The sequence below is a fragment of the Bosea beijingensis genome, assembly GCF_030758975.1.
Lineage (GTDB): Bacteria > Pseudomonadota > Alphaproteobacteria > Rhizobiales > Beijerinckiaceae > Allobosea > Allobosea beijingensis.
Window position 1 is genome coordinate 621,944 of the sequence record NZ_CP132359.1, and the last position, 25,458, is coordinate 647,401.

At 66.1% G+C, this 25,458-nt stretch carries 22 protein-coding genes; 5 read left to right on the forward strand and 17 right to left on the reverse strand.

The window, feature by feature from the left end; all coding sequences use genetic code 11:
* Window positions 1-8 precede the first annotated feature (8 nt).
* Both Q9235_RS03125 and Q9235_RS03130 read right to left on the reverse strand, forming a co-directional pair.
* Window positions 9-1,082, reverse strand: coding sequence for a patatin-like phospholipase family protein (locus Q9235_RS03125; protein WP_306225334.1), 1,074 nt, complete (start codon window positions 1,080-1,082; stop codon window positions 9-11).
* Entirely contained in the window at window positions 1,079-1,864 is a 786-nt protein-coding gene (locus Q9235_RS03130; protein ID WP_306225335.1) for a 3-hydroxybutyrate dehydrogenase, read from the reverse strand. The genes Q9235_RS03125 and Q9235_RS03130 overlap by 4 nt, the downstream gene beginning before the upstream one ends.
* Before the next feature lie 112 nt (window positions 1,865-1,976).
* Between Q9235_RS03130 and Q9235_RS03135 the strand changes: the two genes are divergently transcribed.
* From Q9235_RS03135 to Q9235_RS03145, 3 genes are all read left to right on the forward strand, one after another.
* Window positions 1,977-2,525: a Fur family transcriptional regulator gene (locus tag Q9235_RS03135; RefSeq protein WP_306225336.1), complete on the forward strand. Its 549-nt coding sequence runs from the start codon at window positions 1,977-1,979 to the stop codon at window positions 2,523-2,525.
* A 12-nt stretch (window positions 2,526-2,537) separates the two neighbouring features.
* Window positions 2,538-3,812: a flavodoxin-dependent (E)-4-hydroxy-3-methylbut-2-enyl-diphosphate synthase gene (gene ispG, locus Q9235_RS03140; RefSeq protein ID WP_306225337.1), complete on the forward strand. Its 1,275-nt coding sequence runs from the start codon at window positions 2,538-2,540 to the stop codon at window positions 3,810-3,812.
* Between the two features lie 135 nt (window positions 3,813-3,947).
* On the forward strand, window positions 3,948-5,855 hold the full coding sequence (locus tag Q9235_RS03145) for a potassium transporter Kup (protein ID WP_306228101.1): 1,908 nt from the start codon (window positions 3,948-3,950) through the stop codon (window positions 5,853-5,855).
* A gap of 208 nt (window positions 5,856-6,063) precedes the next feature.
* Here the strand turns inward: Q9235_RS03145 and Q9235_RS03150 are convergent, their stop codons facing one another.
* From Q9235_RS03150 to Q9235_RS03170, 5 genes are all read right to left on the reverse strand, one after another.
* Entirely contained in the window at window positions 6,064-6,942 is an 879-nt protein-coding gene (locus tag Q9235_RS03150) for a DMT family transporter (RefSeq protein WP_306225338.1), read from the reverse strand.
* A 136-nt stretch (window positions 6,943-7,078) separates the two neighbouring features.
* Window positions 7,079-7,561 (reverse strand): MarR family winged helix-turn-helix transcriptional regulator, encoded by a 483-nt coding sequence (locus Q9235_RS03155; RefSeq protein WP_306225339.1) that lies wholly within the window; start codon window positions 7,559-7,561, stop codon window positions 7,079-7,081.
* A gap of 103 nt (window positions 7,562-7,664) precedes the next feature.
* On the reverse strand, window positions 7,665-8,246 hold the full coding sequence (locus Q9235_RS03160; RefSeq protein WP_306225340.1) for an NAD(P)H-dependent oxidoreductase: 582 nt from the start codon (window positions 8,244-8,246) through the stop codon (window positions 7,665-7,667).
* Between the two features lie 5 nt (window positions 8,247-8,251).
* Window positions 8,252-9,676, reverse strand: a complete 1,425-nt coding sequence (locus tag Q9235_RS03165) for an FAD-binding oxidoreductase (protein WP_306225341.1) — start codon at window positions 9,674-9,676, stop codon at window positions 8,252-8,254.
* A complete protein-coding gene (locus Q9235_RS03170) occupies window positions 9,673-10,995 on the reverse strand; it encodes a cytosine deaminase (RefSeq protein ID WP_306225342.1) in 1,323 nt (440 codons plus the stop codon). The genes Q9235_RS03165 and Q9235_RS03170 overlap by 4 nt, the downstream gene beginning before the upstream one ends.
* A gap of 190 nt (window positions 10,996-11,185) precedes the next feature.
* Here Q9235_RS03170 and folD point away from each other — a divergent pair, with 190 nt between their 5' ends.
* Window positions 11,186-12,046: a bifunctional methylenetetrahydrofolate dehydrogenase/methenyltetrahydrofolate cyclohydrolase FolD gene (gene folD, locus Q9235_RS03175; protein ID WP_306225343.1), complete on the forward strand. Its 861-nt coding sequence runs from the start codon at window positions 11,186-11,188 to the stop codon at window positions 12,044-12,046.
* Between the two features lie 173 nt (window positions 12,047-12,219).
* Here the strand turns inward: folD and lpdA are convergent, their stop codons facing one another.
* From lpdA to Q9235_RS03225, 10 genes are all read right to left on the reverse strand, one after another.
* Window positions 12,220-13,623 (reverse strand): dihydrolipoyl dehydrogenase, encoded by a 1,404-nt coding sequence (gene lpdA, locus Q9235_RS03180; protein ID WP_306225344.1) that lies wholly within the window; start codon window positions 13,621-13,623, stop codon window positions 12,220-12,222.
* A gap of 37 nt (window positions 13,624-13,660) precedes the next feature.
* A complete protein-coding gene (locus Q9235_RS03185) occupies window positions 13,661-14,404 on the reverse strand; it encodes an SDR family oxidoreductase (protein WP_306225345.1) in 744 nt (247 codons plus the stop codon).
* Window positions 14,405-14,420: 16 nt separating this feature from the next.
* Entirely contained in the window at window positions 14,421-15,653 is a 1,233-nt protein-coding gene (gene odhB / locus Q9235_RS03190; RefSeq protein WP_306225346.1) for a 2-oxoglutarate dehydrogenase complex dihydrolipoyllysine-residue succinyltransferase, read from the reverse strand.
* Window positions 15,654-15,760: 107 nt separating this feature from the next.
* A complete protein-coding gene (locus tag Q9235_RS03195; RefSeq protein WP_306225347.1) occupies window positions 15,761-18,718 on the reverse strand; it encodes a 2-oxoglutarate dehydrogenase E1 component in 2,958 nt (985 codons plus the stop codon).
* Window positions 18,719-18,879: 161 nt separating this feature from the next.
* Window positions 18,880-19,764 (reverse strand): succinate--CoA ligase subunit alpha, encoded by an 885-nt coding sequence (sucD, locus tag Q9235_RS03200; protein WP_047577032.1) that lies wholly within the window; start codon window positions 19,762-19,764, stop codon window positions 18,880-18,882.
* A gap of 9 nt (window positions 19,765-19,773) precedes the next feature.
* Complete coding sequence (gene sucC, locus Q9235_RS03205; protein ID WP_306225348.1) at window positions 19,774-20,970, reverse strand: ADP-forming succinate--CoA ligase subunit beta; 1,197 nt, start codon at window positions 20,968-20,970, stop codon at window positions 19,774-19,776.
* A gap of 78 nt (window positions 20,971-21,048) precedes the next feature.
* Window positions 21,049-22,011: a malate dehydrogenase gene (gene mdh, locus Q9235_RS03210; protein ID WP_306225349.1), complete on the reverse strand. Its 963-nt coding sequence runs from the start codon at window positions 22,009-22,011 to the stop codon at window positions 21,049-21,051.
* A 320-nt stretch (window positions 22,012-22,331) separates the two neighbouring features.
* Window positions 22,332-22,931, reverse strand: a complete 600-nt coding sequence (locus Q9235_RS03215; protein WP_306225350.1) for a TetR/AcrR family transcriptional regulator — start codon at window positions 22,929-22,931, stop codon at window positions 22,332-22,334.
* Between the two features lie 3 nt (window positions 22,932-22,934).
* Complete coding sequence (gene zapE / locus Q9235_RS03220; RefSeq protein ID WP_306225351.1) at window positions 22,935-24,113, reverse strand: cell division protein ZapE; 1,179 nt, start codon at window positions 24,111-24,113, stop codon at window positions 22,935-22,937.
* 95 nt (window positions 24,114-24,208) lie between these two features.
* Complete coding sequence (locus tag Q9235_RS03225) at window positions 24,209-24,958, reverse strand: amino acid ABC transporter ATP-binding protein (RefSeq protein WP_306225352.1); 750 nt, start codon at window positions 24,956-24,958, stop codon at window positions 24,209-24,211.
* 110 nt (window positions 24,959-25,068) lie between these two features.
* On the opposite strand from Q9235_RS03225, the gene Q9235_RS03230 reads away from it, so the two are divergent.
* Window positions 25,069-25,455 carry a SpoIIAA family protein gene (locus Q9235_RS03230; RefSeq protein ID WP_306225353.1) on the forward strand — a complete coding sequence of 129 codons (387 nt, stop codon included), beginning with the start codon at window positions 25,069-25,071 and terminating at the stop codon, window positions 25,453-25,455.
* Window positions 25,456-25,458 lie beyond the last annotated feature (3 nt).

Here is a 25,458-nt window from a genome sequence, read left to right on the forward strand (position 1 = left end):
CTCCCGTTTCAGCCGATCGCTTCCCGGAGGTCGAGCGTGCCGGTCTTGCCGATCGCCTCGTAGTTCCGCTTCAGCCAGCGCTTGCCGGCGGTGCGGCCCATGTCGCGCAACTTCAGCAGGAAGGACCACTCCGCGTTCATCCGCGAGGACGAGGTCAGCTCGGCAAGCGGCGGCCCGCCGTCGATGCGATGCATCAGCACGCGCTTGTATTCCTCGCGCGGCAGCTTGCCGTCGTCGATCAGGCGGTTGACGAAATCGATCGCGCGCAGTTCGCGCAGCATCGAGGCATTGAAGGTGATCTCGTTCAGCCGGTCCTGGATCTCGCGCGCCTTGGTCGGCAGTTCCCGCCGCTGGATCGGGTTGATCTGGATGAGCAGGATATCGTCGCAATGCGCCTTGTAGAACAGCGGGAACAGGGCGGGATTGCCCATGTAGCCGCCGTCCCAATAGGCCTCGCCGTCGATCTCCACCGCCTGGAACACCATCGGCAGGCAGGCCGAGGCCATCAGATGGTCCGGCGTCAGGTCCTTGCCGTCGAACACCGCGATCTTGCCGGTACGGACATTGGTCGCGGCGATGAATAGTTTCACCGCGTCGCAAGCCCTGACCTTCTCGAAATCGATGAGATCGGCAACGACACCGCGCAACGGGTTGATGTTCAGCGGGTTGACGTCATAGGGGCTCGCCACCTTCGCGAACATCTCGAAGAACAGCATGCCCGGCGGCGTGCCGTTACTGTTGCCCCAGGCACCAAGCATGGTGTCGAGCAGCGAACGCTCCGAGCCGCCATATTTGCCGTCGACGCTGATCGCCCGCCAGAATGCCTCAAGCTTGGCGCGCGCCCCGTCGATGCCGCCATCGATCCAGCCCTCCGCCAGCACGACGGCGTTCATCGCGCCAGCGCTGGTGCCGGTCAGCGCCTCGATGCCGAGGCGCCCGTCTTCCAGCACGGCGTCGAGCACGCCCCAGGTGAAGGCACCATGCGCGCCTCCGCCCTGCAGCGCCAGCGAAACCGTCTTCTCCGCCTTCGGCCCGACCAGTCCCTTGACCGGTTCGGCCTTGCGGGAGGGGCGCCCGCTCACGCCGCAGTCCAGCCGCCATCGATCGGCAGCGTCGTGCCGGTGATAGACTTGGCCGAATCCGTGCACAGGAACACGGCCAGCGCCGCGACCTGCTCGACCGTGACGAATTCCTTGGTCGGCTGCGCCGTGAGCAGCACGTCGTTCATGACCTGCTCCTTGGTCATGTTGCGCGCCTTCATCGTGTCCGGGATCTGCTTCTCGACCAGCGGCGTCCAGACATAGCCGGGCGCGATCGCGTTGACGGTGATGCCCTTGGTCGCGACTTCGAGCGCCACCGTCTTGGTCAGGCCGGCGATGCCGTGCTTGGCCGCGACATAGGCCGACTTGAAGGGCGAGGCGACGAAGGCGTGCGCCGAGGCCGTGTTGATGATGCGGCCCCAGCCCTTCTCCTTCATCTTGGGCAGGGCGGCGCGGATGGTGTGGAAGGCCGAGGACAGGTTGATCGCGATGATCTGGTCCCATTTCTCGATCGGGAACTCGTCGATCGGCGAGACGTACTGGATGCCGGCATTGTTGATCAGGATGTCGATCGCGCCGAAGACCTTCTCGCCCTCGGCGATGAAGCCGGCGATCTCGGCCGGCTTGGTCATGTCCGCGCCCGAGAACACCACCTTGATGCCGAATTCCTTTTCCAGATCGGCGCGCAGCTTTTCGGCATCGGCTGGAGCCATGATGCCGTTGATGACGAGGTTGGCGCCTTCGGCGGCGAGAGCGCGGGCATAGGCGAGGCCGATGCCAGAGGTCGAGCCGGTGATCGCAGCCGTACGGTCTTTGAGGAACATGAGCGTCAAGGCTCCTGACAATCGGGGAGAAAATGCTTAGGTTCGGGGTCGAACGGGCAATGCGCCGACAGGATATCGTCGCAGGGTGCCCGATGAGTCTTCGCAACGCAACATGACGAAAATGCAGCCGAACGCGCATCATCACGGCGACCATGACCATGCGTCGCACGCGCATGGCGAAGGCCCTTGCCGCCATGCCGAGGATCACGCCCGCCACGCCGCGGACGCGCTCGCCCGGGCTGAGCGGATCTGCCGCGAGCGTGGCTTGCGCCTGACGCCGATCCGGCGGCAGGCATTGGAAGCCCTTCATGCCGACCATCGCCCCGTCGGTGCCTATGACCTGGCCGACCGCATCTCGCCCGCCGGCGGACGGCGGCTTGCGCCGATCTCGATCTATCGCGCGCTCGATTTCCTGGTCGAGCAGGGCTTCGTCCACCGGCTCTCCTCGAAGAACGCCTATATCGCCTGCCTGCACGGCCATGGCGCGAACGAGGTCGTCGCCTTCCTGATCTGCGAATCCTGCGGCGGGGTGGACGAGGATTCCTCGCCTGCGATGAAGAAAGCGGTGGCGGCGATCGCTGAAAACGGGCAATTCTCACCCTCGCACCAGATGGTCGAGATCGTCGGCCGTTGCGAGCATTGCCGGAATGCCGGTTCATGATAGAGCAGCCGCATGAATGAGCGCGCCTTTTCCTATCTGACGCCGGAACGTGCGGGCCCGCTGGGCCGGCAGCTCACTGTCCCCGTCAAGGTCGGGCATGTCACGGTCGGCGGCGGCGCGCCCATCGTCGTGCAGTCGATGACCAATACCGACACCGCCGATATCGCGGGGACCGTCGCGCAGGTCGCCGCGCTCGCCCGCCAGGGCTCGGAGCTTGTCCGGATCACCGTCGACCGCGACGAGGCCGCGGCGGCCGTCCCGAAGATCAGGGAAAGGCTTGACCGCATCGGCGTCGACGTGCCGCTGGTCGGGGACTTCCACTATATCGGCCACAAGCTGCTCACCGACCATCCGGCCTGCGCCGAAGCGCTGGCGAAGTACCGGATCAACCCGGGCAATGTCGGCTTCAAGGACAAGAAGGACAAGCAGTTCGGCCAGATCATCGAGCTTGCGATCAAGCACAGCAAGCCGGTTCGCATCGGCGCCAACTGGGGCTCGCTCGATCAGGAATTGCTGACGGCGCTGATGGACGAGAACGCGCGCGCCGTGCGCCCCCTCGATGCCCGCGCCATCATGCGCGAGGCGATGGTCCAGTCGGCCCTGCTCTCGGCCGAGCGCGCCGAGGAACTCGGCCTCGCCCGCGAATACATCATCCTCTCGGCCAAGGTTTCCGGCGTGCAGGACCTGATCACGGTCTACCGCATGCTGGCGAGCCGGGCGAACTATGCCATCCATCTCGGCCTGACCGAGGCCGGCATGGGGTCGAAGGGCATCGTCGCCTCCTCGGCCGCGCTCGGCATCCTCCTGCAGGAAGGCATCGGCGACACCATCCGCTTCTCGCTGACGCCCGAGCCCGGCGGCGACCGGACGCTCGAGGTCAGGACGGCGCAGGAACTGCTCCAGACCATGGGCTTCCGCGCCTTCGTGCCGCTGGTCGCGGCCTGCCCCGGCTGCGGCCGCACCACCTCGACCGTGTTCCAGGAGCTGGCGCAGGACATCCAGAGCTGGATTTCGACCTCCATGCCCGAATGGAAGACGCGCTATCCCGGCGTCGAGAACCTCAACGTCGCGGTGATGGGCTGCATCGTCAACGGCCCCGGCGAGTCCAAGCATGCCGATATCGGCATCTCGCTGCCCGGCACCGGCGAGGCGCCGACGGCCCCCGTCTTCGTCGATGGCAAGAAGGTCGCCACGCTCCGCGGCGCAGGCATCGCCGCCGAATTCAAGACCATGGTCGCCACCTATGTCGAGCGGCGCTACGGCGTCGGTCTCGGCGCCACCGGCTGATCGCGCCTTTGCGCGCCGCCCGCAACGTGCTAGAGGCCCCGGCCTTTCGCTGCACCGCAGCATGCGCGGAGATCCCTGATGGGGCATGAGAACCCGAATCCTGCGACCGTCCGGCCGGAGGATTCACGCTTCGGCATGGATGCCGGGCACGGCCAGAACGGTGGCCATGGGCATGGCAAGCAGGGTTTCGCTGCGCTGGCACTGGGCGCGCTCGGCGTCGTCTACGGCGATATCGGCACAAGCCCGCTCTATGCGCTGCGCGAGACGCTTCTGGCCGCGACTGGTGGTGAACAGGGCGCGGTTATCCCCCCCAGCGTCGTTATCGGCGTGCTCTCGCTGATCCTCTGGTCGCTCGTCATCGTGGTCACGCTGAAATATGTCGTGCTGCTGATGCGCGCCGACAATAACGGCGAAGGCGGCATTCTCACCCTCGTCGCGCTGGCGCAGCGCAGCCTCGGCCGCGCCCGCAGCCATATCGCCCTGCTGCTGGGCATGATCGGCGCCGGCCTGTTCTACGGCGACACCGTCATCACCCCGGCGATCTCGGTGCTCTCCGCGATCGAGGGCATCAAGCTCGTCACACCGGTGCTGAATGACTACATCCTCTGGATCGCCTCGGTGATCCTGATCGGCCTGTTCGTGATGCAGAGCCACGGCACGCATCGTGTCGCGACCTTCTTCGGCCCGATCATGCTGATCTGGTTCCTGACGTTGGCCGGGCTCGGCATCTATCATATCGCCGACGATCTCAGCGTCTTCCGCTCGATCAATCCCTATTACGCACTGCTGTTCTTCCGCGATCATGCCGGCGTGGCATTGGCCGTGCTCGGCTCGGTCTGTCTGGCGGTGACGGGCGCCGAGGCGCTCTATGCCGATATGGGCCATTTCGGCCGCGGCCCGATCCGGGGCGCCTGGCTCTATATCGTCTTCCCCGCGCTGTGGCTCAACTATCTCGGCCAGGGTGCGCTCATCCTCGCCGACCCCAGCGCCATCGACAACCCGTTCTACCGGCTCGCGCCGCAGGGCCTGCTGCTGCCCTTCGTGGTCATGGCGACGGTCGCGACCATCATCGCCAGCCAGTCGGTCATCACCGGCGCCTTCTCGCTGACCCGGCAGGCGATCCAGCTCGGCCTCCTCCCGCGCATGGAGATCCGCCACACCTCCGAGCAGACCTCCGGCCAGATCTACGTGCCGCGCGTCAACCTGCTGCTGCTGGTCGTCGTGCTGATCCTGGTCTGGTCGTTCCGAACCTCGTCGAGCCTGTCGCATGCCTATGGCATCTCGGTCTTCGGCACGATGGTCGTCTCGTCCATGCTCGCCGCGATCGTGATCCGCCGCCATTGGGGCTGGAGCCCGCTGGCGACCGGCGCGCTAATCCTGCCCTTCTTCGTTGTCGACGTGTCGTTCTTCTCGGCCAACATGCTGAAGCTGTTCAACGGCGGCTATGTGCCGGTGCTGCTCGCCATGGGCCTGACCCTGGTGATGTGGACCTGGATGCGCGGCACCAAGATCCTGTTCGACAAGACCCGCAAGACCGACGTGCCGCTGCTCGAGCTCGTCACCATGCTCTCGAAGAGCCCGCCGGCTCGCGTCAAGGGCATGGCCGTGTTCCTGACCAGCGATCCGGAGACCGCGCCGGCCTCGCTGCTCCACAATCTCAAGCACAACAAGGTCCTGCACGAGCGCAACGTCGTACTGACCGTGCGCTCGGCCGATACGCCCCGCGTCGTCGAGGAGGAGCGCGTGCGCCTCGCCCGCATCACCGACGATTTTTGGCGCGTCGACATGGTCTACGGCTACATGGAAAGCCCGAACGTGCCGAAGGGCCTGGCCATGCTGCGCAAGCAGGGCTTCAAGTTCGACATCATGTCGACCTCGTTCTTCCTGTCGCGCCGCTCGATCAAGGCCTCGCCGCAATCGGGCATGCCGGTCTGGCAGGACAATCTCTATATCGGCCTGACCAAGAGCGCGACCGACGCCACGGACTTCTTCCAGATCCCGACCGGCCGCGTCGTCGAGGTCGGCACGCAGGTCACGGTCTGATCAACTCATCGCTGTTCCGGACGATTGCGAAGCGATCAGTCCGGAAGAATGGAAATAGCTCGCCGCAGAGACTGCTTGGCAGGTCGCTGCGGGGAGTCGAATGGCGGTGTTTTCGAGAACCGGAGCGGAGCGTACTACAGTACGTGAGCACCGGAAGCGCAGAACGCGCCGTCAGTCGGCCGTCGCAGTTGAGTTGCCGAGCAGTCTCTCAGTCCAGTCGCGCCGAAGCCGCTTCCTGCGGCACATGCCGCACCCGCTCTCGATAGAGCAGGTAAAGCCCGGACGAGATCACGATGCCGGCGCCGACGAATGTCCAGCGGTCCGGCAACTGGTCGAACACCAGCCAGCCGAGCAGCAGCATCCAGACGATCTGCGAATAGATGAACGGCGCCAGCACCGTCGCCGGCGCCATCCGATGCGCCAGGATGAGGAGCCAGTGGCCGAAGGCGCCGAACGCGCCGACCGCGAACATCAGGAGCCAGGGCAGCAGCGTCTGCGGCGTTTCCCAGATCCAGGGCAGCAGCGGAATCGTCGCGAGCGTCCCCGCCGCGCCCGAATAGATCATCGTCGTTTCCGATGAATCATGGCCGGAGAGCATCCGGGTCGAGAGCGAGTAGAAGGCGTAGCACAGGCAGCCGAGCACGATCAGCAGCGCTGCCGGATGCATGCCGCCGATCCCCGGCCGCGTCACCACCAGCACGCCGATGAAGCCGACGCCGATCGCTGCCAGCCGGCGCGGCCCCGGCCACTCGCCGAGCAGCGGCCCGGAAGCGAGCGCCACCAGCAAGGGCGTCGCGAACATGATCGAGATCGTCTCCGCGAGCTGGAGATAGCGCAGCGCGACGAAGTTCAGCGCCGTCGAGGCAAGCAGCAGGAGCGAGCGGCCCCATTGCAGCCAGGGCCGCTTGGTTCGCAGCACACCGGGCCGCGTCCACGGATTGATGACGGCCAACACCAGGATCATGCTGCCGGCATAGCGCGCGAACACAACCTGCAGCGGGTTCATCGACTGGCCCAGCCATTTCGCGCTGGTATCGAGCAGCGAGAACAGCAGGACGGCTGCGCACATCAGGCCGATCGCGGCCATGCGTGCGTGGCCGGTTTCGGAGGGCGCCACTGGTGGGGACACAGAGTCTCGCCATGCTCTGGAGGAATGACGAGGGCAGATTGAACCGATTTAATCAGCGGAGCCACTACGCTGAAGCATGCACTCCATGCAGAAATCAGCCGTCGCTATCGGCCTCGTCGAGATCGGTATCCGGATCGTCATTCTCGGCGCCGGCCTTCGAGAGGCCTTTCGACGCCTTGCGCAGGAGCTTGCGCAACTGCTTGCGCTCCTTGCCGTCGAGCTTGTCGAGCAATTCTTCCTCGACCTCGTTCCAGACCGCGTCGAGTTCGGCCGCGGTATTCTGGCCGGCTTCGGTCAGCGCGACCTGCACGAGGCGGCCGTCGCGATTGCCGCCCTCGCGGGTGACGAGGCCCTGCAGCGAGAGCCGCCCGATCGTCTTCGACACGGTCGGCGGCTTGACGCGCAGCAGCGCGGCGAGCTCGCCCATCGTCATCGGGGCGGGCTGCAGCGCCTTCAGCGCCTGCTCCTGCCCGGGAAACAAGCCAAGGCCGTTCAGCCTCTCGCCCATCCGCGAGCGGTGCAGCCGCGCGGTGACGAGCAGGGCACGTCCGACACTCTTCTCGATTGCCTTGGTCATGGGGTCGATCCTTCGGGCCGATCCTTGGACGGATAAGCAGACGCTTCGCCGGCTGCGTACTCGCGCGCGAACATGACAGCGAGATGACAATCGGATGTCAGAGCTACGAGAGCGTGAGTTTGGTCGCGACTTTTTTCAGAAAAGCCGCGCGGCTCGCCGGCGTCGAGAGATTCATCTCGTAATGGGCGAGATAGGTCGTGCGCGCCAGCGGGTGGCAGACCGCCCGCAGCGCCCGGCATACCGCCTTGCGCGGCGGATCGCCCATCAGGAGGGCGCGCCAGCGCGAACCGCCATAGCTGGTCACCGCGACCAGCCGGCGAATATTGTGCAGAGCCGGCTGCGCCTTGCCATCGACCATCTTGAAGGACACGCCGGGCAGGAAGACGCGATCGAGAAAGCCCTTGAGGATCGCGGGAAAGCCGAAATTCCAGACCGGAAAGCACAGCACCAGCGCCTCGGCCCGCCTCACCCGCTCGACGTAACCGGCGACGGGCAATGTGTTGCTGGCGGTGTCGTGATAGCCGCGCCGCTCCTCCCGGTTCAGCACCGGGTCGAAGCCCTCGGCATAGAGATCGCAATCGTCGACCTCGTGCCCCGCTGCCTTGAGGCTAGCGACGACCGTCTCATGGATGGCCGCGCCGAAGCTTTCAGGAACCGGATGGGCATAGAGGACGAGCACGCGCATGGTCCTTAGCCGACGCCGGCTTCGCTGAGGCTGCGGAACAGGAAGGTCTTGCCCGAGCGGTAATCGTAGGACGGGTCTTCCCAGGCGATCATCTTGCCGGGGTTGAGCAGGCCCTGCGGATCGGCCTCGCGCTTGAAGGCGAGCTGCGTCTCGTCGGTCTGCTTCATGCCGCCCTCTTCCAGCGTGTAGCGGTGCGGGTTGAAGATCGGCGCGCCCATCTCCTCATGGATCGCCATGATCTCCTCAAGCCGCTCCTCGCTGGTGAAGCGCACCAGCGGCAGCCCGAAGCAGGTGATCTTGCCGTCGAAGCGCACGAATTCGAGATGGCAGGTCACCTCGTCGCCGAAGCGGGCATGGATCTTGTCGACGAGATCGACCTGGTTCGGGAAGGGATAGAGCACCTGCAGGTAGGTGATCGCCGGATCGACGCGCAAAGCCCTGAGCGTCGTATGGTTCCAGCCGAGCTCATAGGCCGGCGGCAGACCCTTGGCATCCTCCGGCGAAAGCTTGTCGGTGCGCAGCAGAAGCTCCGCGCCCTTGAAGCGGCGGGCATAGGCACAGAGCGCATCGACCGCGAAATCGGCAGCCATGACGATGACGAGATGGCTGTCGCGCGGCAGGAACTTGCGATGGCGCAGGAAATAGTCATGCGGCGCGGGCGCCGCGACGACGCAGAGGTTCTTCAGCGCAAGCCCGTCCTGCTCGCCGACCGCATTGGCGAACTCGGTCGCGGCCCGCAAATCCTCGAAGCCGACGATGACGTCGACCCAGTTATAGGCCGGGCCGAGCGGCATCTCGACCTCGGTGATGATGCCGTTGGTGCCATAGGCATGGGCGACCTTGTGCAGGTCCTCACCGGAGAACTCGAGGATGCGCGGGCTTGCCTCCATCGTCGCGACCTTCAGCCGGATGATGTTGCCCCAGTCGCGCAAGCCGCCCCATTTGATCGAGCCGACGCCGCCGGAGCCGCCGGCGATGAACCCGCCGATCGAAGCCGTCTGGTAGGTGGACGGATGCAACCGCAGTTCCTGCCGCGAATGCGCCCGCGTCTCGTCGTCGATCCGGGCCATGATCGCGCCGGGCTCGGCGACATAGCGGCCGGCGGCGATCTCCTTGACCTTGTTGAAGCCGGAGAGATCGAGCAGCACGCCGCCGGAGAGCGGCATCGCCTGGCCGTAATTGCCGGTGCCGGTACCGCGCGGCGTCACCGGAATGCCGAGTTCATGGCAGGCGGCGAGCACCTGCACGACCTCGGCCTCGCTCGTGGGCGAGACCACGATATCGGCCAAGACATGGTCGAGCTGGCGCTTCAGGATCGGCGAGTACCAGAAGAAGTCGCGGCTCTTCTGCTTCACCAGCGCCGGATTCTCCTCGGTGCGGATGCTGCCGAGGCGGCTCTTCAGCGTGGCGATGTCGTAGCGTGCAGTCATGATGCTCTGCCCATCAGATGGTCGAGTTCGCGGTAATCAGGCAAGGTCCGGTCGATCGCACGGCCGGAAATCAGCACGGTGCGATCGGCCTGCGGCCGGGAGAAGAGTTCGGTCCAGTCGCGCGCTCGCGTCAGGACGAGATCGGCCGGCCCGCCCACCGTGATGACACCGGCCTCGATCCCCATCGCCTGCGCCGGCGTGCGGGCCACGGCATTGGCCCAGTCAGGTCCGGAATGATCGAGCTGGAGGATGCGCGTGCCCTCGCGCAGCACCTCGACGAGGTCGAGATCGCCATAGGCGTAGAAGGGGTCGCGGGTATTGTCGGAGGCGATCATCACCGGCACCCCGGCAGCCTTCAGTTCATGCAATGCCGTGACGCCGCGCCAGCGCGGCGTGCGTCCTTGCTGGCGGTCCTGCAGATACATGTTGCACAGCGGCAGCGAGACCACGGCGATGCCGGCCTCGCGAACCTTTGCGATGATTCGCGCCCCATCCTCGGGCGCCTGAAGCGCGAGCGAGCAGCAATGCCCGCAGAGGATTTTCCCCTCGAAGCGATGGCGCAAAGCTGCGTCCGCTATGTGCTCCAGCGAGCGCGCCGCCGGATCGTTGGTCTCGTCGACATGGAAGTCGAGATCGAAGCCGTTCTCGATCGCCGCCAGGAACAGGATGTCGAGTGCCCGGTCGAGCTCCGGGATCATATAGGTGACGCAGCCCAAGAGCTTGTCGCCATGCGCCTTCACGGCGGCGATCACCGCCTGCATATGTGCGGGGTCCAGCGCGGCATCGGCGCCGAACAACGGCGTAGCCTGAAGCGCGATGCGCCCGGCCCATTCCGCCCGCAACTCGGCATAAACCGGCCAGGAAATCCCGATCTGCTTGCCCAAAGAATCGAGATGCGTCCGCATGGCCGCGGTGCCATGCGCGAAGGCGGTTCGCAGCGAGAAATCCATCCGCGCCCGCACGTCCTGCGCCGACCAGTTCGCCTCGCGATCGGCACCGACCGTGTTCAGTGCGCCCGGAAAGGTACCGTCCGGATTGGGGCTGCGCGGCCAGATATGGCCCTTGTCGAGATGGACATGGGCATCGACGAGTCGCGGCAGCACGATGCCGCCATCGAGGCTCAAAGCTGGCTCGGCCCCTGTGGTCGCCCTGGCAGGCTCGATCGCCGCGATACGGCCACCCGCGATGGCGAGGTCGACACGCGCCAGCCCGTTGCGGTCAGCCGGGAGATCGCCGCCCTCGATCAGGCAGGCGGGTACGCGTAGATCGGACAGCCGGAAGGCAGAGGCATCTGGCAGGCGGGCGAAACCGGTCGTCACGTTGTCTCGCCTCTCCGGCCTCTCTCAGTCCGGTTCGGAGATACCGGGCCGATAGGGCACCTGCAAGCCGCGTCGCCCGCTCCTCCCCGCCCGATGACGTCGCAACCGGGATAGCCGCGCATTCGGGCTTGTCCGGGCCTGCGGGATCGCGCATGAGGGCGGCGTCATCAGCCAACACGAGGTCGGACCCATGACCGGCGAAGCCCGCATCATCGACGGCAAGGCCACGGCCGCTGCGCTCCGGGCCGAGATCGGCCGCGAGGTCGCCGCCATCAAGGCCGCACGGGGTATCGTGCCCGGCCTCCATGTCGTCCTCGTCGGCGAGGACCCGGCCAGCAAGGTCTATGTCGCCTCGAAGGAGAAGCTCGCCGTCGAAATCGGCATGAATTCGGTCGCTCACCGGCTGCCCGCCGATACGACCGAAGCACAGCTCCTCGCGAAGCTCGCCGAGCTTAACGCCGACGACAATGTCGACGGCATCCTCGTCCAGCTCCCGCTGCCGAAGCACATCGATACGGGCCGCATCATCGATGCCATCGACCCTGCCAAGGATGTCGACGGCCTGCACCCGATCAATGCAGGCCTGCTCGCCGGTGGCAAGAACGGTCTCGTGCCCTGCACGCCGCTCGGCTGCATGCTGCTGTTGAAGCAGGCGCTGCCATCGCTGTCCGGGCTCGACGCCGTGGTGATCGGCCGCTCCGAACTGGTCGGCCGCCCGGTCGCGCAGCTCCTGCTCCAGGCCGATTGCACGGTCACTATCGCCCATTCGCGCACCCGCGACCTGGCTGCAGTGGTGAAGCGCGCGGATATCGTCATCGCCGCGGTCGGCCGGCCGCGCATGGTCCAGGGCGACTGGATCAGGCAGGGCGCCACCGTGATCGATGTCGGCATCAACCGCCTGCCCGACGGCAAGCTGACCGGCGACGTCGATTTTGCGGAAGCCGTGAAGGTCGCGGGCGCCATCACTCCGGTTCCCGGCGGCGTCGGCCCGATGACCATCGCCTGCCTGCTCAAGAACACGCTGACGGCCTTCCACGCCCGGCGGGGGTAGCCTCGGGCTTCTAAAATAAAACGAGCCCTCATCCTGAGGAGCCGCGAAAGCGGCGTCTCGAAGGATGGTCCAGCGCGCTCTGGAGCATCCTTCGAGACGCGGACTTGCGCCCGCTCCTCAGAATGAGGGCTCGTATGCGAAGAGCGCGCAGGCGCGCGCTCTTCGCAAGTCGATCACATATGGATCTGGCGCTTCTCCACCGCCATAGCGGCTTCCTTCACCACCTCGGCCAGTGTCGGATGCGCATGGCAGGTGCGGGCGAGGTCTTCCGAGGAACCGCCGAACTCCATCAGCACGGTCACTTCGGCGATCAGGTCGCCGGCATGCGGGCCGATGATGTGGCAGCCGAGCACGCGGTCGGTCGCGGCATCGGCCAGCACCTTCACGAAGCCGTCGGTATGGCGCATGGCGCGGGCGCGGGCGTTCGCCGTGAACGGGAACTTGCCAACCTTGTAGGCGACGCCGGCCGCCTTCAGCTCTTCCTCGGTCTTGCCGATCGCCGCGACTTCCGGAGCGGTATAGACGATGCCGGGAATCGCGTCGTAGTTCACATGGCCGTGCTTGCCGGCGATGATCTCGGCGACCGCGACGCCCTCGTCCTCGGCCTTGTGCGCCAGCATCGGCCCGCGCACGACGTCGCCGATGGCATAGATGCCGGCGACATTGGTCTTGAAATGATCGTCGATGACGACGCGCCCGCGCTCGGTCGCGACGCCCGCCTTGTCGAGACCGAGGCCATCCGTGTTCGGACGACGGCCAATCGCGACCAGCACGATATCGGCATTGAGCGTCTTGGCCTCGCCCCCAGTCGCCGGCTCGACGGTGACGGTCGCGCCCTTCTTGGCCACGTCGACCTTGGTGACCTTGGAGCCGAGCTGGAAGGTGAAGCCCTGCTTCTCCAGGATGCGCTGGAACTGCTTGGCGACCTCGCCGTCCATGCCGGGCAGGATGCGGTCGAGGAACTCGACGACGGTGACCTTGGCGCCGAGACGGCTCCAGACCGAGCCGATCTCGAGGCCGATCACGCCGGCGCCGACCACGACGAGCTCCTTCGGCACGGAGCCGATCTCGAGCGCGCCGGTCGAGGTCACGACGGTCTTCTCGTCAACGGTCACGCCGGGCAGCGGCGCCGACTCCGAACCCGTCGCGATGACGATGTTCTTGGTCTCGATCTCCTGCGTCTTGCCGTCCTCGGCGGTCACGACGACCTTGCCGGCGGCCGGGATCGAGGCCGTGCCGAGGAAGGCGTCGATCTTGTTCTTCTTCAGCAGGAAGCCGACACCGGTGACGTTCGCGTCGATCGTCTCCTGCTTGTGGGCCATCATTGCCTTGAGATCGAGCTTCGGCTTGCCGACGACAATGCCGAGCTTCTCGAAGGTGTGGCCGGCTTCCTCGAACATCTCGGAAGCGTGCAGCAGCGCCTTGGAGGGGATGCAGCCGACATTCAGGCAGGTGCCGCCATGGGTCTTGCGCTTCTCGACCACTGCGACCTTGAGGCCGAGCTGGGCGGCGCGGATGGCGCAGACATAGCCGCCGGGGCCGGTTCCGATGACGACGAGATCGTAGGCCGCAGCCATGGTGACTTCCTTTCCTGTGTTCGAATGCGGCGGCGCTTCAGCGCCCGCCGGTCACGTTCAAGACGGTTCCGTTGGTGTAGGAGGCCTCGTCCGAGAGCAGCCAGGCGATCGCCTGCGCCACCTCGCGCGCCGTGCCCTCGCGCTTCATCGGCAACTGGTCGCGCAACAGCGCCACCCGGTCCGGCATCCCGCCGCTGGCATGGATATCGGTATCGATGATCCCGGGCCTGACGGCATTGACCCGGATGCCCTCGGCCGCGACCTCGCGGGCGAGGCCGAGCGTGAAGATATCGATGCCGGCTTTCGCGGCGGCATAGTCGAGATACTGCCCGGCACCTGCCAGAACCGCCGCAGCGGAGGACAGGTTGACGATGCCGCCGCCCTGCCCGCCATGGCGGGTCGACATCCGCTTCACCGCCTCACGGGCGCAGAGGAAGCTGCCGGTCAGGTTGATCCGGAACATCCGGTCAAGCCGCGCGACGCTCATCTCGTCGAGGCGCTGCGGGGCATCGATCACGCCGGCATTGTTGACCAGTGCGGTCAGGCGCCCGAGTTTGTCGGCTGCCGCGAAGATCGCGGCGACATCGGCATCGTCGCCGACATCGCCCTTGACCGCAGCCGCCTGCCGGCCCTGCCGGAGCACGGCCGCGACGGTCTCGGCCGCGGCTTCGGCATTGGACTGGTAGTTGACGACGAGATCGTAGCCGCGCTCCGCGAGCAGAATCGCGGTCGCCCGGCCGATTCCCCGGCTGCCGCCGGTGACGATCGCAACGCCCGACATATCCCGTCCCGCGCGATCAGAGATCGAGGACGAGGCGCGCCGGGTCTTCCAGGCCTTCCTTGATGCGGACGAGGAAGGTCACGGCTTCCTTGCCGTCGATGATGCGGTGGTCGTAGCTGACCGCGAGATACATCATCGGGCGGATCTCGATCTTGCCGTTCACGACGACCGGACGCTCCTGGATCTTGTGCATGCCCAGGATCGCCGACTGCGGCGCGTTCAGGATCGGGGTCGACATCAGCGAGCCGTAGACGCCGCCGTTCGAGATGGTGAAGGTGCCGCCCTGCATCTCCTCGATCGAGAGCTTGCCGTCGCGGGCCTTGCGGCCGAACTCGCCGATCTTCTTCTCGACGCCGGCAATGGAGAGCTCGTCCGCATCGCGCACCACCGGAACCACCAGGCCCTTCTCGGTGCCGACGGCGACGCCGATATGGTAGTAGTTCTTGTAGATGATGTCGGTGCCGTCGATCTCGGCATTGACCGCCGGGATCTCCTTCAACGCCTGCACGCAGGCCTTCACGAAGAAGCCCATGAAGCCGAGCTTCACGCCGTGCTTCTTCTCGAACACGTCCTTGTACTGGTTGCGCAGCGCCATCACGCCGGACATGTCGACCTCGTTGAAGGTCGTCAGCATCGCCGCGTTGGACTGGGCTTCCTTGAGGCGGCGCGCGATGGTCTGGCGCAGCTTGGTCATCTTGACGCGTTCTTCGCGAGCGCCGTCATCAGGCGCCGACGGGGCGCGAACGGCGATGGGCGCAGGCGCAGCGGCCGGAGCGGCAGCGCCGCCGGTCGCGATCGCGGCGAGCATGTCGCCCTTGGTCACGCGGCCGTCCTTGCCGGAAGCAGCGACCTTGGACGGGTCGACGCCGCTCTCGGCAGCGAGGCGCGAGACGGCCGGGCCGGAATCGGCGGCCTTGGTCGCCGCAGCCTTCGGAGCCTCGGCAGCGGCAGCCGGAGCGGCAGCAGGCTTGGCCTCGGCCTTCGGAGCGGGCGCAGCGGCGGCAGCCGCGCCGCCTTCGGCGATCGTGCCGAGCAACGCGCTGACGCCAACCGTATCGCCTTCCTTGGCAACGATCTCGCCGAGCACGCCGGCGGCCGGCGCGTTGACTTCCAGCGTCACCTTGTCGGTTTCGAGCTCGACCAGGGGCTCGTCGGCCTTCACCGCCTCGCCCGGCTTCTTGAACCACTTGCCGATGGTCGCCTCGGAAACGGATTCGCCGAGGGTGGGTACGCGGATTTCGGTCGCCATGTCAGGCCTCTGTTGTCTCGTTCTCTGGCGGCAGGTTCGGCACCGGCTGGGGCGCCGATGCAGCAATGAAATCCGGCGGCGCGCTCAAGGCGCCGCCGGAAAGGATGTCAGGCCGCGAAGGCCTCGTCGAGGAAAGCGTTGAGCTGGGCGAGATGCTTGGACATCAGGCCGGTCGCGGTCGCGGCCGAGGCCGGGCGGCCGACATAGCGCGGACGCTTCGACTTGGAGCCGGCATGGCCCAGAACCCACTCCAGATAGGGCTCGACGAAGGTCCAGGAGCCCATGTTCTTCGGCTCTTCCTGGCACCAGACCACGTCGGCGCCCTTGAAGCGCGCCAGTTCCTGCGCCAGCGTCTTCAGCGGGAACGGATAGAGCTGCTCGACGCGCATCAGGTAGACGTCGTCGACGCCGCGCTTCTCGCGCTCCTCCAGCAGGTCGAAATAGACCTTGCCCGAGCAGAGCACGACGCGGCGGATCTTCGAGTCCTTGACCAGCTTGGTGGTCGACTTGCCCCGCTCGGCATCGTCTGCCAGCACGCGGTGGAAGGTCGAGCCCTCGGCGAGGTCCGCGAGGTCGGAGAGGCAGCGCTTGTGGCGCAGCAGCGACTTCGGCGTCATCAGGATCAGCGGCTTGCGGAAGTCGCGCTTGAGCTGGCGGCGCAGGATGTGGAAATAGCTCGCAGGGGTCGAGCAGTTCGCCACCTGCATGTTGTCCTCGGCGCACATCTGCAGGAAGCGCTCCAGGCGGGCGGAGGAGTGCTCCGGACCCTGGCCCTCGTAGCCGTGCGGCAGCAAGCAGACGAGGCCGGACATGCGCAGCCACTTGCGCTCGCCCGACGAGATGAACTGGTCGAACACGACCTGCGCGCCGTTGGCGAAGTCGCCGAACTGCGCCTCCCACATCGTCAGAGCGTTCGGCTCCGACAGGGTGTAGCCGTATTCGAAGCCGAGCACCGCCTCCTCCGAGAGCATCGAGTTGATGACCTCGTAGCGGGACTGGTCTTCGCGGATATGGTTCAGCGAGGTGTGGCGGGCTTCGGTCTCCTGGTCGATCAGCACCGAATGGCGCTGCGAGAAGGTGCCGCGTTCGCAATCCTGGCCGGAGAGGCGGACCGGGTTGCCGTCGAGCAGCAGCGAGCCGAAGGCCAGCGATTCAGCCGTCGCCCAGTCGATGCCCTCGCCGGCCTCGACCGCCTTCTTGCGGTTGTCGAGGAAGCGCTGGATCGTCTTGTGGACGTTGAAGCCGGCGGGAACCGCCGTGATTTTCTCGGTGATTTCCTTGAGCACGTCCGCCGGCACGCCGGTTGCGCCGCGGCGCGGATCGTCCTCGTCGGCGCGGATCGCCTTCATGCCGGCCCAGCGGCCGTCGAGCCAGTCGGCCTTGTTCGGCTTGAAGGCTTGGCCTGCGTCGAACTCGATCTCGAGCTTGGCCTTCCAGGCAGCGCGCGACTCGTCGAGTTCGCCGGCGGTCAGCACGCCCTCGGCTTCGAGCTTGGCCGCATAAAGTTCCAACGTCGACTTGTGGCCGCGGATCTTGCGGTACATCAGCGGCTGGGTGAAGCCCGGCTCGTCGCCCTCGTTATGGCCGAAGCGGCGATAGCAGAACATGTCGATCACGACCGGCTTGTGGAACTTCTGCCGGAACTCGATCGCGACCTTGGCGGCGAAGACCACCGCTTCCGGATCGTCGCCGTTCACATGGAACACCGGCGCCTCGACCATCTTCGCCACGTCGGACGGATAGGGTGAGGAGCGCGAATAGCGCGGATAGGTGGTGAAGCCGATCTGGTTGTTGATGATGAAGTGCAGCGAGCCGCCGGTGCGGTGGCCCTTCAGCCCGGACAGGCCGAGGCATTCCGCCACCACGCCCTGGCCGGCGAAGGCCGCGTCGCCATGAATCAGCAGCGGCAGCACCTTGGAACGCTCGACGATGTCGCCGAACTGGTCCTGCTTGGCGCGCACCTTGCCGAGCACGACGGGGTCGACGATCTCGAGATGCGACGGGTTCGCGGTCAGCGAGATATGGACGTTGTTGCCGTCGAACTCGCGGTCCGAGGAAGCACCGAGATGGTATTTCACGTCGCCCGAGCCCTCGACGTCGTCAGGCGCGAAGGAGCCGCCCTTGAACTCGTGGAACAGCGCGCGATGCGGCTTGCCCAGAACCTGGGTCAGCACGTTGAGGCGGCCGCGATGGGCCATGCCGAAGACGATGTCGCGCACGCCGAGCGCGCCGCCGCGCTTGATGATCTGCTCCAGCGCCGGAACCAGCGCCTCGCCGCCATCCAGGCCGAAGCGCTTGGTGCCGGTGAACTTGAGATCGAGGAACTTCTCGAAGCCCTCGGCCTCGACGAGCTTGTTCAGGATCGCCTTCTTGCCTTCCTTGGTGAAGGCGATTTCCTTGTCCGGCCCCTCGATGCGCTCCTGCAGCCAGGCCTTCTGCTCGGGGTCGGAAATGTGCATGAACTCGATGCCGACCGTGCCGCAATAGGTCCGCTGCAGCACCGCGACCATCTCGCGGACCGTGGCGAACTCCATGCCGAGCACGTTGTCGATGAAGATCTTGCGGTCGAGATCGGCGTCGGTGAAGCCGAAGGCGGCCGGCGACAGTTCCTCGTGGTCGTTGCGGCTCTCGATGCCGAGCGGGTCGAGCTTGGCATGGAGATGGCCGCGCATCCGGTAGGCGCGGATCAGCATGATGGCGCGCACGGAATCGCGGGTCGCCTGCTGCACGTCGGCGGCGGAAAGCGCGGTGCCCGCGGCCTTGGCCTTGGCCCCGAGCTTGTCGGAGATCACCTTCTCGACGACGGCCCAGTTGCCGTCCAGAGCCGAGACCAGCTCGCCGCTCTGGGCGACCGGCCAGTTCGGCTTCTTCCAGGACGCGCCCTTGGCGTTCTGCAGGACGGCTTCCTTGTCGTCCTTGAGCGCGCCGAAGAAGCTCTGCCACTGCTCGTCGACCGACTTGGGGTCGGCCTCGTAGCGAGCATAAAGATCCTCGATATAGGCGGCGTTGCCGCCATAGAGGAAGCCGGTCTGCGCGAGAGCCTCGTTGATGTCCTGGCGAGCCATGATGCTCCTGCCTTCCTTCGCCGCTTAAGCCATGTCCGGACCCTTGCCCGGACATCCTTTTAGTTCGCTCGGCCGGGCCTCAAGCCCGACCTAATCGTTTCGTAAGCTGAGGCCGCCGGCGGCATGGCCGGGATCGCCCCGGCCATGCCGCTCGCGCGATGTCAGCCCTTCAACACTTCGACCAAGGTCTTTCCAAGGCGCGCCGGCGAGGGCGAGACCCGGATGCCGGCGGCTTCCATCGCCGCGATCTTGTCCTCGGCGCCGCCCTTGCCACCCGAGATGATCGCGCCGGCATGGCCCATGCGGCGGCCGGGAGGAGCCGTGCGGCCGGCGATGAAGCCGACCATCGGCTTCTTGCGGCCGCGCTTCGCCTCGTCCTTGATGAACTGCGCCGCGTCCTCTTCGGCCGAGCCGCCGATCTCGCCGATCATGACGATCGACTCGGTCTTGTCGTCGGCCAGGAACATCTCGAGCATGTCGATGAACTCGGTGCCCTTGACCGGGTCGCCGCCGATGCCGACGGCCGTGGTCTGGCCGAGGCCTTCGTTCGTGGTCTGGAACACCGCCTCATAGGTCAGCGTGCCCGAGCGCGAGACGATGCCGACATTGCCCGGCTTGAAGATGTTCGCCGGCATGATGCCGATCTTCGACTGGCCGGCGGTGACGACGCCGGGGCAGTTCGGGCCGATCAGGCGGGTCTTGGAACCGACCAGCGAGCGCTTGACGCGCACCATGTCGAGCACCGGGATGCCCTCGGTGATGCAGATGACGAGCGGGATCTCGGCATCGATCGCCTCACAAATCGCGTCCGCGGCGCCCGGAGGCGGCACATAGACGACCGAAGCATCGGCGCCGGTCTTGGCCTTGGCCTCATGCACGCTGTCGAAGACAGGCAGGCCGAGATGGAGCGAGCCGCCCTTGCCCGGAGATGTGCCGCCGACCATCTGCGTGCCATAGGCGATCGCCTGCTCGGAATGGAAGGTCCCGTTCTTGCCGGTGAAGCCCTGGCAGATGACCTTGGTGTTCTTGTCGATCAGGATGGACATGTCTGCTCCTCAGGCCTTCTTGATCGCGGCGACGATCTTCTGCGCGGCGTCGTCCAGGTCGTCGGCGGGAATGACGTTGAGGCCGGACTCGCGGATGATCTTCTTGCCTTCCTCGACATTGGTGCCTTCGAGGCGCACGACCAGCGGGACCTGAAGGCCGACCGCCTTCACCGCGGCGATGACGCCGCGCGCGATGACGTCGCACTTCATGATGCCGCCGAAGATGTTGACGAGGATGCCCTTCACCTTCGGATCGGCGGTGATGATCTTGAACGCCGCCGTCACCTTCTCTTCGCTGGCGCCGCCGCCGACGTCGAGGAAGTTCGCCGGGCTTTCACCGTAGAGCTGAATGATGTCGAGCGTCGCCATCGCGAGGCCGGCGCCGTTGACCATGCAGCCGATCGTGCCGTCGAGCGCGATATAGGCGAGGTCGTACTTGGAGGCCTCGATCTCCTTCTCGTCCTCTTCGGTGACGTCGCGCAGCGCAACGACCTCGGGGTGACGATAGAGCGAGTTCGAGTCGAACGAGACCTTGGCGTCCAGGCACTTGAGCTGGCCCTGGGTGGTCACGATCAGCGGGTTGATCTCCAGCATGTCCATGTCCTTGGCCACGAACGCGTTGTAGATCTGGCCGAGCACGGTGCCGGCCTGCTTGGCAAGGTCGCCCTGCAATCCGAGGATGCGCGCCATGGCGCGGCCGTGATGCGGCATGATGCCGGTCGCCGGATCGACCGAGAAGGTCTCGATCTTCTCGGGCGTGTCATGGGCGACGGCCTCGATGTCCATGCCGCCCTCGGTCGAGATGACGAAGGCGATGCGCGAGGTCTCGCGGTCGACCAGCGCCGAGAGGTAGAACTCCTTCTCGATGTCCGAGCCGTCTTCGATATAGAGGCGGTTGACCTGCTTGCCGGTCTCGCCGGTCTGGATCGTGACCAGCGTGTTGCCGAGCATCTCCTTGGCGTGGGCCTCGACCTCGGCCACCGACTTGGCGAGGCGAACGCCGCCCTTGGCGTCGGGGCCGAGTTCCTTGAACTTGCCCTTGCCGCGCCCGCCGGCGTGGATCTGCGACTTCACGACATAGAGCGGGCCCGGCAGCTTCTTGGCGGCCTCGACCGCCTCAGCCACCGTCAGCGCCGGGAAACCGGCCGAAACGGGCGCGCCGAATTCCTTCAGGATGGCTTTGCCCTGGTATTCGTGGATGTTCATGTGCTCGGTTTCCCTGACAGCGACAAATGAAGACGAAAAGGCGGCGAAGCGGATCGACGCTCGCCGCCTTCAGTTAGATCACGCGAGTGACGAGTCGATGTTCTTGCAGGCGTCGATCAGGCCCTGGACCGAAGCCACCGACTTCGCCAGCATCTCCTTCTCGGCACCGTTGAGGCGGATCTTGACGACGCGCTCGACACCCTTGGCGCCGATCACGACGGGAACGCCGACGAACATGTCCTTGACGCCGTACTGTCCACGCAGCGCAGCCGCCGCCGGCAGGACGCGCTTCTGGTCCTTGAGATAGCTCTCTGCCATCGCGATCGCGGAAGCCGCCGGGGCGTAGAAGGCCGAGCCGGTCTTGAGCAGGTTGACGATCTCGCCGCCGCCCTTGCGGGTGCGCTCGACGATGGCGTCCAGCTTCTCCTGCGTGGTCCACTTCATCTTGACGAGGTCCGGCAGCGGGATGCCGGCGACGCCCGAATAGCGGACCAGCGGCACCATGTCGTCGCCATGGCCGCCGAGCACGAAGGCCGAGACGTCCTTGACCGAGACCTGGAACTCCTCGGCGAGGAAGTGGCGGAAGCGGGCGCTATCCAGCACGCCGGCCATGCCGCAGATCATGTTGGGCTTGAGGCCCGAGAACTTCTGCAGAGCCCAGACCATCGCGTCGAGCGGGTTGGTGATGCAGATCACGAAGGCCTTCGGGGCGTACTGCTTGATGCCTTCACCGACCGACTTCATCACCTTGAGATTGATGCCGATCAGGTCGTCGCGGCTCATGCCCGGCTTACGCGGCACGCCGGCGGTGACGATGATCACGTCGGCGCCCTTGATGTCCTCATAGGAATTCGTGCCCTTGTAGCCGGCGTCGAAGCCGTCGACCGGGGCGGACTCGGCGATGTCCAGGCCCTTGCCCTGCGGAATGCCCTCGGCGATGTCGAACAGGACGACGTCGCCCAGTTCCTTGAGGCCGGCGAGGTGAGCGAGCGTGCCACCGATCTGGCCGGAGCCGATGAGGGCGATCTTCTTACGGGCCATTGCCTAGTCCTTTGTTTCTGGCGCGACCATCGATCCGGCTGCTGCCGGCTTCGACATTCAAAATGCCTTGGCGCTGCGACAGGTCAGCTCCCGGTGGGAGCCGGCCAAACCGTGCGTTCCTTTGGCCCAAACCGGGCTTTTGCCGCAACCCTTGCCGAAAAAGCGGCTTTTCTCGGGCATGACGCGCCTCGCGCGACACCGCGCGAGGCCGATCCCGATTTTTCAATGACTTAGCGGAGGCAATCCCGCACGCTCGGTTCCATCAGGAACGAAAATCGATAATTACAATTTACAGATATTGTAATTGGTAACCGGATTATTCACACGATCCCGTTGCCGAGCACCCGCAGGATCACCCGGATCAGGGTAGAGAGCCGCGTATCGACCGACGCCTGCGGAACATCCGCCTCCAGCGCCAGCGAGGCCGGATGGATGAAGCGGTTGGTGGCGTCGATGACGAAGGCGATCGCCCGGTCGCGATCGCGCGGCTCGAACACGCCGGTCGCGATGCCCTCGTCGACCACCCGCTCGAACAGCGCGCGGACGCGGGTGCGGTTGCGCCGGCTGATCGCGTGCCGCTTGGCGACGGCGAGCGACAAGGCCGCGAAGAGATGCGGCTCCTCGGTCAGCAGGTCGCGATTGGCCTTGGCGAGCGCCAGGATCAGGCGTTCCAGCTTGTCGTCGGCCGGGTCGGGTCCATCGGCGACATCGGCGAGCCGGCGCTCTGTCGCCTTCAGCCAGACATCGACGACGGCATCGATCAGCGCGCCCTTGGAGGGGAAGTAGCGGTAGACATTGGCATGGGTCATGCCCGCCTCTTCCGCCACGGCGACGACCGTGAAGCGCTTCAGCCCGAACTTGCGCAGATGCTCGCCGGCGACCGTGAGGATGCGGGTCTCGCTCGGCTCGCGCTGCGCCATCGGTCAGGTCTCGACCAGGCCGGTGGTGTTCCCGCTCGCCGCCGAGTCCGGCCGGCCATGCGGCATCGCCAGGTACTCCTCGGAGCGCATTTCGATCAGGCGGGAGACGGTGCGGTCGAACTCGAACGCCTCGCGGCCCTTGCTCGCCCGATAGAGTTCGTGCGGCTCCGCCGCCGCCGAAGCGACGAGCTTCACATGATGCTCATAGAGCGTGTCGATCAGGATGATGAAGCGCTTGGCCTCGTTGCGCCGGTCGAAATCGAGGATCGGGATCTCGTCGAGCACCAGCGTATGGAAGCGCTGCGCCAGCGCGATATAGTCGGAGGCGCCATAGGCTTGCGCACAGAGATCGGCGAAGCCCGCCCGCGCCACGCTGCCGGCAGCCTGCGGCAAGACGAGATCGTGCCCCTGCACGGTGAGCACCGTGCGTTGGCCCTGCGTCTTGCCCGACAGGGCCTTGAAGGCGGCATCGAGCGCAGCCTGCGCCTTCTCGTCGGCCGGGACATGATAGACCGGCGCGCCGCCGAGCTTCTCCAGCCGGAAATCGGTACGCGCATCGAGCTTGAGCACCTCGACCTTGGTCTGCAGCAATTCGATGAAGGGCAGGAACAGCGCCCGGTTGAGCCCGCCCTCGTAGAGCCGCGACGGCTCGACATTCGAGGTCGCAACCACGACGACGCCGGCCGCGAACAGCGCCGTGAACAGCCGCCCGAGGATCATCGCATCGGCGATGTCGGTGACGGTGAACTCGTCGAAGCAGAGCAGATAGGCCTCGTCCGCAAGATCGGCAGCAACCGGCGCGATCGGGTCGGAATCCTTGACCTCGCCGCTCTTGATCTTCTGGCGATAGGCATTGATGCGGCCATGGACGTCGGCAAGGAACTCGTGGAAATGCACCCGGCGCTTGCGCTTCACCGGCGCCGCCTCGAAGAACATGTCCATCAGCATGGTCTTGCCGCGGCCGACCGAGCCCCAGACATAGAGCCCTTTCGGCGCCGCAGCCGTATCCGGCTTCTTGCCGAAGAGCCAGCCGAGCGCGCTGCCCTTGCGCGCGAGCCGGCGGGCGGCGAGCGTCTCGGTCAGCGCCTGGAGCTTCTTGACCACCGCGACCTGCGCGGGATCGCGCTCGATGGCGCCCGCCTCGACCAGGGCGGCATAACGGTCGGTGATCGAGGCTGACATGACGGCGGGCGCTGGCGATCCGGAAAAGACCAGACCGGGTTACGGCAGCCCCGCACTCACCGCAAGTCCGCAGGGCTGCTTTGGGCGGACCCGCATCATACCGAGAGGGCCGCGAGGAAGTCGCGCGTGCGCGCCTGCCTCGGCCTCGTCAGCATGGTCTGCGGAGACCCGTGCTCGACAATCTCACCACCAGCCATGAAGGCGACGCCATCGGCGACATCGCTGATAAAGCCGAGTTCATGCGTCGCCGCGATCATCGTCAGGCCCGACGTGGCAAGGTTGCGCATCACGGCGAGCACCTCGCCTGCCGTGTCCGGATCGAGCCCCGCGGTGGGCTCGTCCAACAGCATCAGCCTCGGCCGCGCCGCCGACACTCGCGCGACGCCAAGGCGCCACCGCTCCCCGCCCGAAAGCTCGCTTGGATAGGCATCGCGCCTGTCGGCCAGCCCGGCCCGCTCCAGCGCAGCCATCGCCTCCGCGACGATCTCCCGTCGCGACAGCCTGAGCTGGCCGAGCGGCCCTTCAAGAATGTGCTGCAGGGCGGTCATGTGATCGAACAGTTCGGGACGCTGCGAGACCATGCCGACGACAAGACCCTGGCGCGCGGTCTCCGCCTCGATCGATGCTCCATCGATCTGGATCGTCCCTTCGTCGATCGCCTCGCTCCCGCCGATGCAGCGCAGCAGCGTCGACTTGCCGGCGCCCGGCCGCCCGATGAGGCACAGGATCGCTCCGGGCGCCACTGCAAGCGAGACGTCGCTCAGCGCCTTCACCTCGCCGAAGCGCTTGCTGACATGGGCGATGGCCACGGCCGCACCAGCCTTCGTGATCTGCGCCGCGCTCACACCGCGTCCTCCGTGAATGTCGTCGGAGGCCATATCGCCCGATCCGCGGCAAGGCCAGCCCGGCGAAACCTCCTGCTCGGCCGCGCGTTGGCGCTTGAGGAGGAGGAGCCATGCTCACCATTCTGCCCGCCCCAGACCATGTCGCCGCCTATCGCCTGTCGCAGACGCTGACTGGCGAGGATCTCGACGCGATCATGGCCGACATCGAAGCTCGGCTCGTCCGCCACGAGAAGCTCGGCATCCTCGCCGACATGACCGATTTCACCGACATGACGCTGGCCGCCGCCTGGAAGGACGCACGCTACAGCCTCGGCAAGCTCTGGGAGCTCCGTCGTTTCCCGAAGGAAGCGGTGATCACCGACAAAGGCTGGCTCGCCGGCTTCGTCGATCTGCTCGACCCGGCGATTCCCTTCGTCAAGGTCCGCGCCTTCAAGCCCGAGGACTACGAGAAGGCGCTGAGTTGGGTCGGCGATATCGAGGGCGGCCCAGACGCCTGAGGC

Coding starts and splice junctions, on each gene's coding strand:
- Q9235_RS03130 (WP_306225335.1), bottom strand. CDS start 1,864: ATGTTCCTCAAAGACCGTACGGCTGCGATCACCGGCTCGACCTCTGGC.
- Q9235_RS03135 (WP_306225336.1), top strand. CDS start 1,977: ATGACGAAAATGCAGCCGAACGCGCATCATCACGGCGACCATGACCAT.
- ispG (WP_306225337.1), top strand. CDS start 2,538: ATGAATGAGCGCGCCTTTTCCTATCTGACGCCGGAACGTGCGGGCCCG.
- Q9235_RS03145 (WP_306228101.1), top strand. CDS start 3,948: ATGGATGCCGGGCACGGCCAGAACGGTGGCCATGGGCATGGCAAGCAG.
- Q9235_RS03150 (WP_306225338.1), bottom strand. CDS start 6,942: ATGGCCGCGATCGGCCTGATGTGCGCAGCCGTCCTGCTGTTCTCGCTG.
- Q9235_RS03155 (WP_306225339.1), bottom strand. CDS start 7,561: ATGACCAAGGCAATCGAGAAGAGTGTCGGACGTGCCCTGCTCGTCACC.
- Q9235_RS03160 (WP_306225340.1), bottom strand. CDS start 8,246: ATGCGCGTGCTCGTCCTCTATGCCCATCCGGTTCCTGAAAGCTTCGGC.
- Q9235_RS03165 (WP_306225341.1), bottom strand. CDS start 9,676: ATGACTGCACGCTACGACATCGCCACGCTGAAGAGCCGCCTCGGCAGC.
- folD (WP_306225343.1), top strand. CDS start 11,186: ATGACCGGCGAAGCCCGCATCATCGACGGCAAGGCCACGGCCGCTGCG.
- lpdA (WP_306225344.1), bottom strand. CDS start 13,623: ATGGCTGCGGCCTACGATCTCGTCGTCATCGGAACCGGCCCCGGCGGC.
- Q9235_RS03185 (WP_306225345.1), bottom strand. CDS start 14,404: ATGTCGGGCGTTGCGATCGTCACCGGCGGCAGCCGGGGAATCGGCCGG.
- odhB (WP_306225346.1), bottom strand. CDS start 15,653: ATGGCGACCGAAATCCGCGTACCCACCCTCGGCGAATCCGTTTCCGAG.
- Q9235_RS03195 (WP_306225347.1), bottom strand. CDS start 18,718: ATGGCTCGCCAGGACATCAACGAGGCTCTCGCGCAGACCGGCTTCCTC.
- sucD (WP_047577032.1), bottom strand. CDS start 19,764: ATGTCCATCCTGATCGACAAGAACACCAAGGTCATCTGCCAGGGCTTC.
- sucC (WP_306225348.1), bottom strand. CDS start 20,970: ATGAACATCCACGAATACCAGGGCAAAGCCATCCTGAAGGAATTCGGC.
- mdh (WP_306225349.1), bottom strand. CDS start 22,011: ATGGCCCGTAAGAAGATCGCCCTCATCGGCTCCGGCCAGATCGGTGGC.
- Q9235_RS03215 (WP_306225350.1), bottom strand. CDS start 22,931: ATGGCGCAGCGCGAGCCGAGCGAGACCCGCATCCTCACGGTCGCCGGC.
- zapE (WP_306225351.1), bottom strand. CDS start 24,113: ATGTCAGCCTCGATCACCGACCGTTATGCCGCCCTGGTCGAGGCGGGC.
- Q9235_RS03230 (WP_306225353.1), top strand. CDS start 25,069: ATGCTCACCATTCTGCCCGCCCCAGACCATGTCGCCGCCTATCGCCTG.